This is a genomic window from Nonomuraea longicatena (genome assembly GCF_039525605.1).
Lineage (GTDB): Bacteria > Actinomycetota > Actinomycetes > Streptosporangiales > Streptosporangiaceae > Nonomuraea > Nonomuraea longicatena.
The window spans coordinates 503,052-517,079 of the sequence record NZ_BAAAHQ010000023.1 but is presented as its reverse complement, the minus strand read 5'-3'; the positions used below and the strand labels follow the sequence as shown (position 1 = coordinate 517,079).

The 14,028-nt window shown below is 69.1% G+C and carries 16 protein-coding genes; 10 read left to right on the top strand and 6 right to left on the bottom strand.

Features of this window, described 5'->3' with window-relative positions; genetic code table 11:
* Positions 1–239: 239 nt before the first annotated feature.
* Positions 240–1,277: a hypothetical protein gene (locus ABD120_RS23645; RefSeq protein ID WP_343952183.1), complete on the top strand. Its 1,038-nt coding sequence runs from the start codon at positions 240–242 to the stop codon at positions 1,275–1,277.
* Between the two features lie 418 nt (positions 1,278–1,695).
* Here the strand turns inward: ABD120_RS23645 and ABD120_RS23640 are convergent, their stop codons facing one another.
* Complete coding sequence (locus tag ABD120_RS23640) at positions 1,696–2,451, bottom strand: Atu4866 domain-containing protein (protein ID WP_343952182.1); 756 nt, start codon at positions 2,449–2,451, stop codon at positions 1,696–1,698.
* Positions 2,452–2,977: 526 nt separating this feature from the next.
* Entirely contained in the window at positions 2,978–3,823 is an 846-nt protein-coding gene (locus ABD120_RS23635) for a helix-turn-helix transcriptional regulator (RefSeq protein WP_343952181.1), read from the bottom strand.
* A 142-nt stretch (positions 3,824–3,965) separates the two neighbouring features.
* Between ABD120_RS23635 and ABD120_RS23630 the strand changes: the two genes are divergently transcribed.
* The 3 genes from ABD120_RS23630 (at position 3,966) to ABD120_RS23620 (ending at position 5,572) form a co-directional block, all read left to right on the top strand.
* Positions 3,966–4,799: a helix-turn-helix transcriptional regulator gene (locus tag ABD120_RS23630; protein WP_343952180.1), complete on the top strand. Its 834-nt coding sequence runs from the start codon at positions 3,966–3,968 to the stop codon at positions 4,797–4,799.
* A gap of 50 nt (positions 4,800–4,849) precedes the next feature.
* The gene (locus tag ABD120_RS23625; protein ID WP_343952179.1) at positions 4,850–5,068 is read left to right on the top strand and encodes a hypothetical protein; all 219 of its coding nucleotides are present in this window, start codon (positions 4,850–4,852) and stop codon (positions 5,066–5,068) included.
* Between the two features lie 69 nt (positions 5,069–5,137).
* Positions 5,138–5,572 (top strand): hypothetical protein, encoded by a 435-nt coding sequence (locus tag ABD120_RS23620; RefSeq protein WP_343952178.1) that lies wholly within the window; start codon positions 5,138–5,140, stop codon positions 5,570–5,572.
* A gap of 647 nt (positions 5,573–6,219) precedes the next feature.
* Here the strand turns inward: ABD120_RS23620 and ABD120_RS23615 are convergent.
* Both ABD120_RS23615 and ABD120_RS23610 read right to left on the bottom strand, forming a co-directional pair.
* The gene (locus tag ABD120_RS23615; protein ID WP_343952177.1) at positions 6,220–6,540 is read right to left on the bottom strand and encodes a hypothetical protein; all 321 of its coding nucleotides are present in this window, start codon (positions 6,538–6,540) and stop codon (positions 6,220–6,222) included.
* 235 nt (positions 6,541–6,775) lie between these two features.
* Complete coding sequence (locus ABD120_RS23610; protein ID WP_343952176.1) at positions 6,776–7,021, bottom strand: hypothetical protein; 246 nt, start codon at positions 7,019–7,021, stop codon at positions 6,776–6,778.
* A 456-nt stretch (positions 7,022–7,477) separates the two neighbouring features.
* Between ABD120_RS23610 and ABD120_RS23605 the strand changes: the two genes are divergently transcribed.
* Complete coding sequence (locus tag ABD120_RS23605) at positions 7,478–7,675, top strand: hypothetical protein (RefSeq protein ID WP_343952175.1); 198 nt, start codon at positions 7,478–7,480, stop codon at positions 7,673–7,675.
* A gap of 119 nt (positions 7,676–7,794) precedes the next feature.
* Here the strand turns inward: ABD120_RS23605 and ABD120_RS23600 are convergent, their stop codons facing one another.
* On the bottom strand, positions 7,795–8,394 hold the full coding sequence (locus ABD120_RS23600; protein ID WP_343952174.1) for a TetR/AcrR family transcriptional regulator: 600 nt from the start codon (positions 8,392–8,394) through the stop codon (positions 7,795–7,797).
* Positions 8,395–8,490: 96 nt separating this feature from the next.
* On the opposite strand from ABD120_RS23600, the gene ABD120_RS23595 reads away from it, so the two are divergent.
* Positions 8,491–9,981, top strand: a complete 1,491-nt coding sequence (locus ABD120_RS23595; protein WP_343952173.1) for a carboxylesterase/lipase family protein — start codon at positions 8,491–8,493, stop codon at positions 9,979–9,981.
* Positions 9,982–10,265: 284 nt separating this feature from the next.
* Here ABD120_RS23595 and ABD120_RS23590 read toward each other — a convergent pair whose 3' ends face one another.
* On the bottom strand, positions 10,266–11,255 hold the full coding sequence (locus ABD120_RS23590) for a Rossmann-fold NAD(P)-binding domain-containing protein (protein ID WP_343952172.1): 990 nt from the start codon (positions 11,253–11,255) through the stop codon (positions 10,266–10,268).
* A gap of 81 nt (positions 11,256–11,336) precedes the next feature.
* On the opposite strand from ABD120_RS23590, the gene ABD120_RS23585 reads away from it, so the two are divergent.
* The 4 genes from ABD120_RS23585 (at position 11,337) to ABD120_RS23575 (ending at position 13,407) form a co-directional block, all read left to right on the top strand.
* Positions 11,337–11,915 (top strand): TetR/AcrR family transcriptional regulator, encoded by a 579-nt coding sequence (locus tag ABD120_RS23585; RefSeq protein ID WP_343952170.1) that lies wholly within the window; start codon positions 11,337–11,339, stop codon positions 11,913–11,915.
* A gap of 367 nt (positions 11,916–12,282) precedes the next feature.
* Positions 12,283–12,627 (top strand): hypothetical protein, encoded by a 345-nt coding sequence (locus tag ABD120_RS23580; RefSeq protein WP_343952169.1) that lies wholly within the window; start codon positions 12,283–12,285, stop codon positions 12,625–12,627.
* A complete protein-coding gene (locus ABD120_RS39880) occupies positions 12,516–13,094 on the top strand; it encodes a Tn3 family transposase (protein WP_425564019.1) in 579 nt (192 codons plus the stop codon). The genes ABD120_RS23580 and ABD120_RS39880 overlap by 112 nt, the downstream gene beginning before the upstream one ends.
* 82 nt (positions 13,095–13,176) lie before the next feature.
* Entirely contained in the window at positions 13,177–13,407 is a 231-nt protein-coding gene (locus tag ABD120_RS23575) for a hypothetical protein (protein ID WP_343952168.1), read from the top strand.
* Positions 13,408–14,028 lie beyond the last annotated feature (621 nt).

The window sequence follows — 14,028 nt, the reverse complement described above, 5'->3', positions numbered from 1 at the left end:
GGTTTCCGCAACCCTGAATCCCAACGACTCCGCACCCGCTGCGCCACCACGCGAAAGAGTCGCGGTTGCCGCAACCCCGCTTAACTTCGAAGAGCCGGTTTCAGGGGGTCTTGGTAGCGGTGGCGGGAAATTCAACGGATATGGCTCCGGCCTGCGGCTATTTCAGAGTGAGAGCGACTACGACACCACTCGATGCGATCATTTGATCACAGAGAGTCGCTACATTCGGAGGGATCGTCATGCCCAGCAAGTTCGGAGACTACGCCGTCGGCCGCTACAACGTCCTGCCCAAGACCGCCTCCGCCCCCTACACCGCGCCCGAGGAGTTGTGGCTCACCTGCACCCCGCACCTGGATTGGGAGTGGGATGAGCCCTCGAAGATGGATGCGGCGATGGACCTGTACGTGACCGGGGCGGAGGCCGAGGCCGTGCTGCCGGTGAGCACTGCCCTGGACTGGTTCGAGAAGAACTGCGAGAACGGGTTCCAGCGCTCGAAGGCGACCGTGCACGGGAACTGGATGGAATGGCCAAGCAACACACCCGAGGAAGTGAAGGAGACAGGAAAGGTCGGCGTCTACGCGCGGCTGAATCAGTTCGACTGCGGCTTCATTCACGCCAGCGGCAATTGGGGGACGCTCAACGGGCTCAGGGCCTACGGCCGACTCGTGGGCATCGCACCGCTGGTGTGCGCCGGCACCCCCTACGAGGGGCAGCTCAGCCTCACCTACGACGAGGAGACGACGGTGACGGTCAGCCAGACCATCGAGCAGACCCTGGAGTTCGGCCTGGACGCCCAGACCACCGTCGGCTTCAAGGGGTCCTCACCCAGTATCTCGGGCCACTTCGGCTGGTCGAGGTCGACCACGCGTTCCACGGAGGTCTCGAAGTCGCACTCCGAGAGCCAGACCTACGACATCGCCACCAAGACGTGGGGCCGCATCGACGTGCGGGCCTGCGCTGGCGTCTACGTCGGCTGGATCGCCGGCCGGGATGGCCGGTACATGTGGGACAGCACGTCCAGCGGGTACGACGTGTATCCGTTCCGCGCCCCGATCCAGGTGCCCGACTTCGCCAGCCCGGTCGCCGTCCACCGCATGTCGGCCCCGGTGAACGCCTTCGACCGGGCCGAGGCCGCCCTCATCACCGAGCACTCCCGCATCGCCCGTGAACTTCAGGCCCTCGACGGCCGGCACATGACGCACGACGGCACCCCCGTCCGCGCGCTGCGGCACCGGCAGCAGCGCCTTGCCCAGGCGATGCGGGCGCTGGAAGTCTGACACCGGCACCGACCGGGCCACTTCACCCCAGCATCAGGACGCCGCAGCCCGGCCGCGCCGACCCACCACCACGGTGTGGCCGAGGCCGGCTTCGGCCACGTCGATCCATCGGCCGAGGGTCGGGCCGCGTGCGCCACGGGCTCGACCCGGTCGCCGGCCCGAGCGGAGCCGGTCGGCGAAAGATCCTTTCTAGAGCATCGACCACCTCGTCACGGACACACCGGGTATGCCGATAGCGGGCCAGCCACCACACGTTGGCCATGAAGACCGGATCGGGGACGCCCCGGTGCTCAACCTCCCAGTTTCTTTCCGGGAACGGAGGAGTGGGTGTCCTGGCGTGCAGGATTGAGCCGGTCGGAGGTGAGGGCATGGGGCCGGACAGGCTGCTGTGTTCGCGGCGGGGCTTTGCCGGGCAGGGTCAACCGAGTTTCATGATGTAGCCCGCGTGGTGCAGTTCGTCGTCTCGGAACTGTCCGTAAGCCCAGAAACCGAGGTCGTCCAGGTAGTCGATACGGTCGTCGTCGATCCAGTACCGGCCCTGGTAGGCGTGCGGTCGGCCGCCCCGGGTCTCGTCGTAGCGGCCTTCTGCGGTGAGCTCTTGGTGCAGGAAGTCCTTCCGGTCGATCCAGACGCCGACTCGCGGGCTGCCGGTCAGGTCCGGTGGTGCCGGGACCCCCGCCTCGGGGGCGGTGGCTCGGCCGGGAGCGTCGGTGCCGGCCCACAGCACCGGCCGGCCGGCCGCGATCAGCGCGCGAACCTGCTGCGGGCGGGACAACAGCGTGGCCACCGCGCTCGCCACGTCGGCGGCGAGTTCGTCGGGCACCACCAGAAAGTCGGTGGTGTTCCCCGGGGTCAGCGTGGCGACATAGTCCGAGCGGCGGCCACGGCCGCCGGCCAATGCGACGGTGTCCACGACGGCGGGGACGATGCTCATACCGGTGCAGTCGACGACGATGGCGTTGTCGTCGCCGGCCGCGGTGACGATACCGGGGCCGACCCCCACGATCAGGGAACCGACGAACAGGATGTCAGCGCCGGTCACCGGCCCGATCAGCGGGTCCACCGTCAGGATCCGGGCGTTGGTGAACAGGACGGGACGCCCGGCATCGTTCGCGAGGATCTCCTCGAGAGCCTTGGGGTTCCAGTCCACGTTGTGCGCGTCGGTGATGCTCATGATGTGCTCCTGGAATGAGTCGTCCCTCGGTCGACGCGGTGCACGAAGTGCGATCTCGCCCGCCGAGGATGGTCGGCGGCTTCAGGCGGCTGCCGCACCACCAGAGTCGCTGCGCACCGGAAACCGAACCAGGCCGCCGTTTCCCCAGGTGTTCGGCACCCACGATCCGCACGGGTATCGCTGGTGCTTCAGTGCTTTGCCAGACGGTGATGGTCTCAACGTCCTGCGCGGGTTCCTGGGTTGCGTCCACGAAATTGGTGTACGAGTTTGACCTGGTCACAAGCGTGGCAGCCGCGAAATGAGAACGGCCATCGCACCCCGTCAAGCTGGAGTGTTGCGACGACTCCTTGAACCCGAGTCCAGAGGCAGCGCCACCGATGCGCGATCCGGCTCAGAAGCTTCTCAGGCCCCGACGCCTGAGGGGAAGAAGGCCGCTGTCTTCCTGGAAGCGCCACACCCAGGAAGACCCCTTCAGTGCAGGCAGTGGGAGCAGACCCGAGATGATGACTTCGACGTCGGCTGTGATTTACGCGGACGAGGCGGGTTCGCCGAAGTCCGGCGCGAGCAGGGTGTTCAGCAGGGCCAGTTTGTCCGCGGACCGTGAGCCTGACTCGGCCTGGTAGGTGACCAGCCGTTGGCCGGGCGCGCTGTCGATCGTGAAGATCTCCCTGCTCAGGCGAAGCTCGCCGACCTCCGGGTGGTACAGGCGGACGCTGCGGCGCACGATGCCGCTGGACTCATGCCGCGCCCACAAGCGCCGGAACGGCCGGCTCATGGTGGCCAGTTCGCCCACCAGGTCCATCAGGCGTTGCTCGTCGGGCGCCACGAACGCGGTCTTGCGGAGCTCGGTCACGGCGGCGTGGGCGGCCTCGCTCCAGTCGCGGAAGAATTCTCGCCCGGCGGGATCGAGGAAGATCATGCGCAGCATGTTGTCGTCGCAGGACAACCGATCGTGCAGCGCACCGGCGAGCGGATTGCGCGCCAGCACGTCCTGCGACCAGCCGAGTATGTAGGCAGGGACGTCCGTCCAGCGGTGCATGAGCCGCAGCACCTCTGGGGGCACGCGCTCCCTGCGCGCGGGGCGCCGGCGGCAGACGGACGGACGGACCAGCCCGTACAGTTCGGCTGCCGCCGGCTCGCCCAGCCGGAGCGCCTGGACCAGGGCGGCTACTGTTTGCCGGGAGGGGTGGCGTGCTCTGCCCTGTTCGAGGCGGGCGTAGTGACCGATGCTGAGCCCAGCCAGTCTGGCGACCTCATCACGGCGCAGCCCGGGCACCTGGCGGCGGCCCTGCGTTGCCAGCCCGACCTGCTCGGGGCGGGTCAACGCGCGGTGGCGGCGCAGGAACTCGCCCAAGTCGCTGAGTCGGTCCATGACATCGAGGCTAGGCGAGCGAGACGGCCAAGGGATCAACACAGCCTGGGCATGCTTCTCCTGGGAACGCCGCACTTTGCTTTATGTCGTAGCCCAGCAGGCGTTCGGCGCATAGCCTTGCCAAATGGGCGAAGCTACACCTTTGGGTGAGTTCCTCCGAGCGCGTCGCGAGACCCTCAAGCCACAGGACGTCGGCCTGCCGGAGTACGGGCGGCGCCGCGTCAAGGGATTGCGCCGCGAGGAAGTGGCGATGCTGGCGGGGATGAGCAGTGACTATTATGTACGGCTTGAGCAAGGCCGCGAGTCGAGCCCCTCAGCGCAAGTGGCCGAGGCAGTGGCGCGCGCTCTCAGCCTGGACGAGGAGGCCACCGAGCACCTGCACCGCCTGATCCAGCCGCCTGCTCGGCGACGAGACACCGCCGATGACCTCGTCAGCCCCCACCTGCTGCAACTGATGGACAGTTGGACGGACGTCCCCGCATTCGTGCTGGGCCCCGCTCTGGACATCCTGGCCGCCAACGCGATGGCCACCGCCCTGCACGAGGGGTTCGCCGCCGCGGACAACCTGGCCCGCATGGTCTTCTGCGACCCCGAGGGCCGCGAGTTCCACCAGGACTGGGAGCGAGCCGCGCACTCCTGCGTGGCCGAACTGCGCGCCGCCTACGGCCACGATCCCGACTCGCCGCGCATCAACCGGCTCGCCGACGAACTCAGCTCGGCCAGCCCCGCGTTCGCCGACCTTTGGGCCCGCCATGACGTGAAGTCCAAGACGCAAGAAGGCAAGCACCTCCGGCACCCGCGCGTCGGTGACCTGCACATCCAGTTCTCCGCCTTCACCGTCAACGGCGCCCCACATCAGCAACTCGTCGTCTACCAGGCCGAACCCGCCTCACCGACTGCGGTCGCGTTCCAACGACTGCGCTCCTCAGCCGAGCAGGAAACGGCAAGGACGCTGCACAACAGCGACGCGATCTGACCGCTCCCTGCCCGACCGCCGCAAGGAGGTGACTCCAGCACGCTGGCCGCGTGGCCGTGGCCACGGGCGCCGCCGCCGCGCAACGCCCGGCTCAGCGGGGCACCAAGGTCGCCGTCGTAATCCTGCGCGAAGACAAGCTCAACGCACTCATCGGCAGCATCCAGGCCGTCGATGGCACCGCGATGGCGCTACCCGTTGACGTCACCGACCACGACGCCGTAGGTCTCCGGCGCCGAAAGAACCGGCGTCGGAGACCTTCCCTGTTCTAGGGGTGGAAGGTTTCGAAGTAGTCCGGTGGCAGTTCGTTGAGCCAGGCGTGGGCGACGCCGGTCCCGCCGATGCGCAGGAAGTCGAACGGCGTGCACCGGATCACCGCCGCTCGGCTGGCCGGCGTGCCGGGTATCTGGGCGCGTGTCGAACAGCACGCGCTGGCGTTGCAGGTGCGGCCGCACCAGGCCACCCGCGACCAGGACACGCCGGACGTGCTGGTGTGCCGGCGCGGTCTGCTGGCACGGGGGCTCGTCACCGGCCGTCTCGTGGAGGACGCCGGCATACCCGGCTTCAGCACGCTGCATCGCGACGACGTCGTCGCGATGTGGCTGCTGGCCGGCCCCCGCGACGCGATCGCGTGGGCGGCCGACTACGAGCGGACCTGTCCCGGGGCATTGGCCGAGGTCGGCGTCCTCCCGGAGCACTACGCCGACGCACGCGCCTGGGTCGCCTGGCTCCGCGACCCACCCGGGACCTGGCGGACGGTCAGAGCATGGCGGTGATGACGCGCCACCTGCGTCAGATGGCCGCAAGAGGCGAACAAGGGGCGTCCGGACCGGCTCTTCCCACCGGGGAAGTCACCGTCGGCACGCCACTGGTGACCACACGCCGTGCCTGGATGTCACGTCGCTCAGCCACGCCGTCCTCCCGGAGAACGTCCTTGGCGCCGGCCCAGATCGGGAGATGCAGCGTCCTCCCCGAGGGTTACCCCGTCCTGCTGCGACACTCACTGGTGGTCGTCGGAGGGGCATGCTGATGCTTTGACCCGCCGATGGTGTCATGGCCTGCTGCTGCGCATGGTTCTCCCTGCGGCCCAGCAGGTCTTTCAGCCCTCGGGGGCAGCCGGGCGATGGCGTGGGCGGGACGCCGTCCAGCAGGGTGGGAGCGCGTAGACGTCGAGCACCACTGCCGGTGGCGGGAGCCTATAGCGCCGGAGCCGGCGGTGTACGTGACAGCGGCGCGCACTTCGTCGGGCGCGCCGCCTCGTTCGTCGGCGGAACCGGAACACCGGCCGGACACGGCGCGGTCCCGCTCCTGACGGCTGATCACGTACGTGTCCGGTCACCTGGCGGCGGTGCCGGTGTCACGGCGATGACACTTGATCCACACGCGAGCCCCGTCGGCCTCCTCGGAGATCGGTGGGGCCTGTTCAGCTTTCGGACTTCACGATGGTCACGTCTCTGATCGCCCCGCCGCCGGGAGGCCTGACGCTGGAGGTGGCGCCGACGGGGGCTTTCTGCCCCGCGTCCGAGCCACAGTAGTTGACCCACGGGTTGACGAAGCAGTAAGAGACACGGATCTGGTGATAGCCGGTACCGGTGGAACAGTAGGAGTTGATGGACCCGTCGCTCTCGTAGGAGATCGAACAGGAGTCGGGCAGGGCATGGGCGGGCGTGGCCACGCCCGTGACGGCGGCGGCGGCGATGAGAGCGCCGCCGCAGAGGGTGGCGGCGGCACGTCTTACTTTCACGCGCTGGCTCCTTCCGCGAGGTTGATACCCGTACTGTTAAGAAAGTTTCCTTATCAGGGAACTTAGCTGGCGTGATCGGCATGTCAAGATGCCTGCCCGGTCCGTCGTTCTCTCCGCAGTTGCCCGGCATGCGGTGACACTCATGGATGCCAGGCGCCAAGATCCTTAAGCTAATGACCGGCCCTTGATGAGCGAGGGCTTCTCACGAGCGGGAGCCGAAGACAGCGCCCGCCCATCAGGTCGCATCGGGGAACAGGGCCTGAAGCACCTCCGGCGCCGTACGCAGCCCGGTGCGCCATGCATCCGCCTCCCGCCGGAACTGCTCATGCGGATCGGCCAGTTGCCCGTCGACTTTGTCACCGTCCAGCAGCAGTGACAGCGACCACGCCCGCGCAGCCTGCATGCGCGCCCTTGGCTTCGGCGGCGGACTCACACCGACGCAATGGCTCGAAGGACCGAACACCACGGTCTTCGACGACATGTGCGAACTCCCGAGACTCCTTGCGAAGCCTGACCGACCAGGATTCCAACGTGACCTACGTGTTCGGGTCTCGAGATGCGGTGAGATGGGACGCTCTGGTGCCTGTGCTGGGGGTGTCGGAGACCAGGCGGGCAACCCACCGTCGCGTCGCCGGAGGCACCTCCGACCGATCGGAAAGGCTCGCGCGGATCGTTCATGCCCTCGCGGTGGACGGCGACGCCGTCTGGGGTCCGGAGGTTTGGCCGGGCCTGGCCGGCGCGCTAGCGATGTCCGAGACCGGCACCCGCCCGGCGCTGGGCGATCAAGGACGAACGGGGCGTACCCGTCGTTCCGCGATGTCGCGCTGTCCCCCGACACACCCTGCTCGCCGACGCCGGGCACCAGGGCCCGGTCATCGTTCGCTCCGTCACGACCGGGCAGCCGCTGAACCCGTGCTTCGTGGCACCCGGTAAGCACATGATGGCCTGGAATGAGACCGTCGACTTCTCCGCAGACGGCCGACTTCTGGCGGTCAGCGACTACCTCGGCCGCGTCACCGTGTTCCGCTTCGACGGCGTGGAGTTCACCAATCCCGGCCACTGCGCGGTCGGTGCCCAGCACCCACAGTCAGGGGGCTCGCTACGGCGGGCATCGGTGCGGACGCTCAGGGCGTAGATGGGACGGTCGTTGCCGGGCGTGGTCCGAGGTGGTGGCCGGTCAGACGGCTCCAGGCCGGGGAGCGGCCGGACTGAAGCTGATGTTGTCCCCACCTGCCCCCGGTGTCCGGGGGCAGGTCACCTACTCCTGAACAGCCGGTCCAGATGCACGTCGATCGCGGCGAGCGCGTCCTGTGGCTCGATCACGTCGAGTTCGATCAGGGAGGTGAAGCCGGTGAGGGCGAGCAGCAGGTTGGTCTCGGTCGCCGGGTCGCGGCCGGAGTCGATGTGCCCGTCGGCGATCGCCTGGCGGACCAACTGCTCGACGAGGGCACGCCCTTGGACGAGGCCGCGGCGCGCCTGCTCGTGCACGGCCTCGTCGTGCAGCGCCTCCAGAGCGTAGGCGGCGCTCATCCGGCTGGTCGCGCGGGCGTCGGCATGCAGGGGGAGCATTTCCGCGAGGGTCAGTCGCAGCACGTCACGGGGGTGCGGACGGTCACCGAGCTTTTCGAGCCCCTGGTGCACGCGCACCGAGGTCTGCTCGGACGCGAGGTCCATGGCGAAGGAGAGCATGGCGGTCCGGGAGGCGAAGTAGTGCTGCAGCTGCCCGAGTGACATGCCCGCCTCCTGCGCCACCACGCGCATCGTCAGCTGTGTGACGCCGCGCTGCTCCACCACCCGCCACAGTGCGCGGGCGATCGCTTCGCGGCGTCCGCGGTGATCCACCTGTTTCGGCATCGCCGGCCCCTCCCTCGTACCCCGAGCTTTTCCAATACAGTTGACATAATACACTTGACCTATAAACCTTGGGTCCACTCGAGGGAAGGAATCGTCATGTCCGAACAGCCAAAGATACGAACCACGGAAGGCGTGGTACAGGGGCGCCGGCGACAGGGGCACGCGGTGTTCCGCGGCATCCCCTACGCCCAGCCCCCGGTCGGAGCGCTCCGCTTCGCCGCGCCCGCGCCACCGCACCGCTGGGAGGGGACGAGACAGGCAGTCGAGTTCGGCCCCGTGGTGCCGCTGTCCCTGCCGATCGACGTGCCCCCGCAGGGCACCGACTGGCTGACGCTCAACATCGGCACTCCGGATCCCGGCGCGGCAGGACTGCCGGTGCTGGTGTGGATCCCCGTGGGCGGCTACCTCTCGGCGGCGTCGAGCGACCCGATGTTCGACCCCGCAGCGCTGGCCGAGGCGGGACTCGTCGTGGTGACCATCAACTGCCGCGTGGGCGCGGAGGGATTCGCGTTCCTCGACGACGCGCCGCCCAACCGCGGATTCCTCGACCAGATCGCGGCGCTGGAGTGGGTGCAGCGCAACATCGCCGCCTTCGGAGGCGACCCCGGCCGGGTCACCGTGGCCGGGGTGTCTGCCGGGGCAGGGTCGGTCGCCGCCCTGCTGACGATGAAGCCGGCGCGCGGCCTGTTCCGGCGGGCCATCGCCCATTCGGTGCCGGGGCTGCACAGCACTCCCGCGCTGGCACGGCAGGTCACCGCCGCGTTCGCGGACCGGCTCGGCGCGGCGGCCCCCACCGCCGAGGCCCTGCGCGACATCGACCCATGGCACCTGGCCGCCGAACTCACCTCCTTCAACGCCGGCCTCCACGCGCACCGGGAGAGCTGGGGACGCCTCACGGAGACCGGCACCGCGCTGTGCCCCGTCGTCGACGGCGAGGTCCTCCCGGAAACGCCCTGGCCCGCGCTGACCGGCGCACGCACAAACGGGACCGAACTGCTCGTCGGCCACACCCGGGACGAATTCCGGTACTTCAGCGTCATGAGCGGACGGTACGGCACCTTCACCGAGGAGGACGCCCACGCAGCCCTGGAACTGCACGCCCCGCAGCCGGACGGCGCGCGAGCCTACCGTGCCGCGTTCCCTCAGGCAGGCCCGGAGGAGCTGGTGGAGACGGTGTACTCCGACGCCCTCTTCCGCATGCCGTCACAGAAGCTGGCCGAGGCGAACGCCGCAGCCGGCGGCACCTCGTACCTGTTCGAACTGTGCTGGGTCGCCCCGGCCCTCGGCGGCATCCTGGGCGCCTGCCACAGCCTCGACGTGCCCCTGGCGTTCGGCACGCTGGACAGCCCCGTCGGCACCCAGCTCATCGGCGAGGAGCCCACTCCCGAGGCCGTCGCGCTCTCCCGCGAACTCCAGGAGGCATGGGTCCGCTTCGTCACCACCGGCGACGCGGGCTGGTCCGCCCACCGGCCCGGCGGGCACCTCACCCGCGTCCTGGACACCGAGTCGAAAACTCTGCCCTACCCCGAACAGGCATCCCGCCAGATCTGGGAAGGCCACTCCCCCGCCCCCTTCGATCTCTCGTAATTGTCCGGGCCGGCTCCCCCTCTGCAGGGCCGGACCTGGGGAAACTGACGCTTCCACGCCGTCTCCCAGTTCACGGGCGGGCCGCTGAGCCAGGCGACCCAGGCGCACGTCGGCGTATTGAGCAGGGCTCCGAGCATCGCGGGCACCGTCTGCGGGCGGTGCCCGCCGAAGGCGTTCCAGCGCCGGTAGCCGACCTCGGGGACGCTCCACGCGCGCACCAGGCCGGGGACTGCCGCGGGCACCGCCGCCCAGCCTCCATGACAGTCCGTTCTGCCGTTCTCCGGCTAGAGCCGCAGCGTGCCGAGCTCCGCCATGCGCTCGACCGCGTAGGCGGGGTCGACCAGCGCCTCGGGCGTGTACAGGCCCGGCGCCACCGGCTGGCCGCGCAGGCCGAGCAGCCGCTCCACTCCCAGAGCGATACCGAGCGCGGTCAGCGGACGCTGACCTTCAGGATGCACCAGCCATTGGCTCCTGCTGAGCGGCGCGCCCGCCGCCGCACTTCCCTCCAACTCGATGCGGACCTCGGTCGAAGGCACCGCGCCACGCCGCCTACTGGCCGATTCCCCGACCGCGAAATCGAAGCGGACATTCGGCGCGCCCGTCGCGAGCGCGAGACTCGGCACGTCCAGGGTGGCGATCGTCTGGCCGGGCAGCACGACCCCGTCCACGCTGGGCACCTCCACCTGCGCAGCGGCGCCGGCCACCCAGATGAAATCGCCGTCACGGCGCACCAGCCCCGCCGAGGTGACATCCATCAGCCGCTCCAGATCGGCGATGGCCGCAGGCCCGCCGCCATCGCGCTCATCCAGCACCGCCGCCACCCGGACCGTGTCGACCCGCTCGAACTCCCGGGCCGACTCCATCGCGGCCAGCACGACGAGCCCGGCCAGGTAGTGGCTGGCCACCAGGATCGGTGCGGCCGCCGCCCGCTGGGCGCCCGCGACGACCTCTGGCGCGATGTCCACCAAACCGTTGGAGATGCTCAGGTACGGCACGCCGCGCTCCTGCGCGAAGCGCAACCCGTTGAGGTGCGAATCACGCACGGCAGCGACCACCGCCGCATAGCCGTTCCCCTCCGAGAGCCCGAGATCGCCACGCCGCAGGTCGAAGGAGAGGGCCGTGGCGTTGCCCAGTTCGTCGGCGACCCTCCGGGCACGGTCGAGATCGCGACCGGCGATGGTTAGCGGCAGCGCCGGATACCAGCGCCGCAGGAGCACGGCCGTGCCCCTGCCCGCCTGTCCCGACCCACCCATGATCAGCACTGACTTGCCCATGTGCGACTCCTTCCCATAAAGCTACATTTTGTAGCCTACTCTTTGTAGCTTAAGCTGGAGCCCGCACGCAAAAGGAGGACCATGGCCAGCCCATCGACCCGCCTGTCCAAGGCGGCCAGACGCGAGCAACTGCTCGACGCCGCCACCTCGATCGTGCGCACCCGAGGCGCCGACGACCTCACCCTGCCTACTCTCGCCGAAGCCGCCCAGGTCAGCCGCCCAATCGTCTACGACCACTTCGCCACCCGCCACGGCCTGCTGCTCGCCCTCTACCTGCGGCTGGACGACCAGTACCGGACCAGGCTGGCCCAAGCCCTGCAGGACGCCGATCCCACCGCGCCCGAGGTCGCCCGCGTCATGAGCGAGGCCTACTTCACGTGCGCCACCGACATGCCGGAACTCACCGCCATCTCGGCCGCCCTCAAGGGAAGCCCAGCCCTGGAGGCAACCCAGCACGACCTGCTCGACCACTACACGAACCTGATGGCCACCGCCCTGCGACCCCACTCCCGCCTCACCGCCGAAGCCCTTCGGTTGCGCTGCGTCGGCACCCTCGGCGCCGCAGAGGCCATCGCCGCCGAAATCAACCGCGGCCGAGCCATCACCGACGACGCCGTCACCGCCCTGACCAAACTCATCCTCAGCGCTCTCAGCCACTGACGGCACGCCGTACATCGGCCGCGACGCAGCCGCTCAGGTCCCATGTCCGGCCCTACGGTCAGGTCCGACACTTCGACGCTCAACCTCCTTCTCCCGACGGGCCGCCCGCCATTCACGGGTCGTTGTCGAGGTCGCCGACGGGTCCGCGTCCGCAGCGACGGCCCACCCGCAGCCGCCGGCCCGGGCACCTACCTGTTCACCCCCGAGCAGTGGGAGCCGCGGCGGGCGGAGTTCTGCCGGCTGATCCGTAAGCCGGCAGACGCGATCGAGCAGGTGAAGGAGGAGTTCCACCAGGCGATGGAGGATCTGGAGGAGCTCCTGGCGAAGCGATGTCGGCGCGGTCCGGCTTGATGAGAACGGCCGTCTGGTGATCCCGCCGCTGTCGGCCGAAGGCATCCCGGGCGAAGCGCGGGAACTGCGGGACGAACTGTCGGGAATGCTGCCGTTCGTGCCGATCGCCTCGCCGCTGATCGAGCTGGGCGCCCGCACGAACCTCATCGCCTGCTTCACCCACGCCGGTGGCCACAAGACCAAGCAGACCCTCGCGCTGAAGCGCAACATCCTCGCGGTCCTCATCGCCGGGGCGACGAAACCCAGCAGATCCTCCCCACCACCGGCGACGGCCACCTCACCCTCGACGAGATCCTGGAGAACCAGACCGATCTGCCGATCACCGAGCACGCCACCGACACCCACGGCGCCACCCTGGTGAACTCCGGGCTGTCCGACCTCGCCGGCAAAGCCCTCACCCCACGGATCCGCCACCTCGGGAGAATCGCGATGCTGCGGGTCCACAACCCAGGGGCGACCAACGCGCTCCACCCTCACGCCGGGCCTCTGCCGGCCGACCGGCGGAACGAAGGCCTGACCACCGACTGCCACCGGGATCCGCCGCGGATGGGCGGCTCGCCGAAGTTCGGCGAGGCGACCGCGTCTCCGATCGTCGGAAAGTGGCCGGCCGCCTCCCGCCGGAACACCCTCGCGGCCCCGCGACCAGCGAGCTGCGCTCTCAGGGCCGCGAGATCCGCGACGAGCCGCTGTCGTTCATCGCCCCCGCCACCGCGAGAACATCAACTCCTCGGGTTCATCACCGTCGATATCGAAGCCGAGCTCATCGAGGGCCGGCGACCGCTACGACCGACCACCGACGCCGGAACCAGCTTCCTCCTCGGCCCCTGAATCCCTTCGGCTGCAACTCCTCAGCCGGGACCGAGCGACTCCGCGCTCATCGGCAAAGGCGATCTCGCGATACGGTCCGAGCATGATCAGCGAAGAGGGAGCCCTGATCGGAAAGGCAGCAGCGGAGCGCTTGGTCCAGCTGAACTGCCGCGTGATCGAGCCCGGCCCGACAGACGTGGAATTCGCACGCATCGAGCACGAGTACGGATTCATTTTCGCCGATGACCACAGGGCCTTCCTCGCCGCCAGCCTGCCGGTTCATCAACCACGGGACGACGAGCCCGGAGTGAGCCACGTCTGGGAACGCCCCTGACACGATCCCGCCGAACTCCGAAAACAGTTGATCCGGCCGGAGGAGTTCCTCCACGAGGACGTCCAACGCGGCCACTGGCAGCCCGTCTGGGGCGAGCATCCGGGTCATGTCAGCATACGACCGCCAGCGCAGCGGCGTTCCGGGTGCGCCAGTACCTGTCGGCACTACCACGGCCGGGCTCATCCCGATCGGCTCGGCCGCGGCGGCCGGCGACAAGGGCAGGCCCGGCTGGTGCAGGCCGCACACACGCGCGGGGTCTCCGCCGCACAGATCCAACGCCTGTCCGGGATCGGAGCCACGTAGCTCCTGACACTCGCCTTAGAACACGTGTTCCTGTTCATAGCCAGCGAGAACTGGTGGCCACCTAAGTTGCGGGACGTCCCTGACGTCGACCCGAGTGGGCAGGCCCGCGCATCGCACGGTTCGCGGCTGCGAGAACGGCCCCACTCCCACAATGGCGACCTTGAGTGATGTCATAGTCGCGAAAAGTAGTGGATTCTGAGGGCGGTGGCCGCAGGCGCATCGGGCTTGCGGCTCTCGCTCGACACCAGGAGACCGTATGACAGTTCGCCCCAGGATCACCGCCGCCGCTCTCGCCGTCACCGGCGTGACCACAGCCCT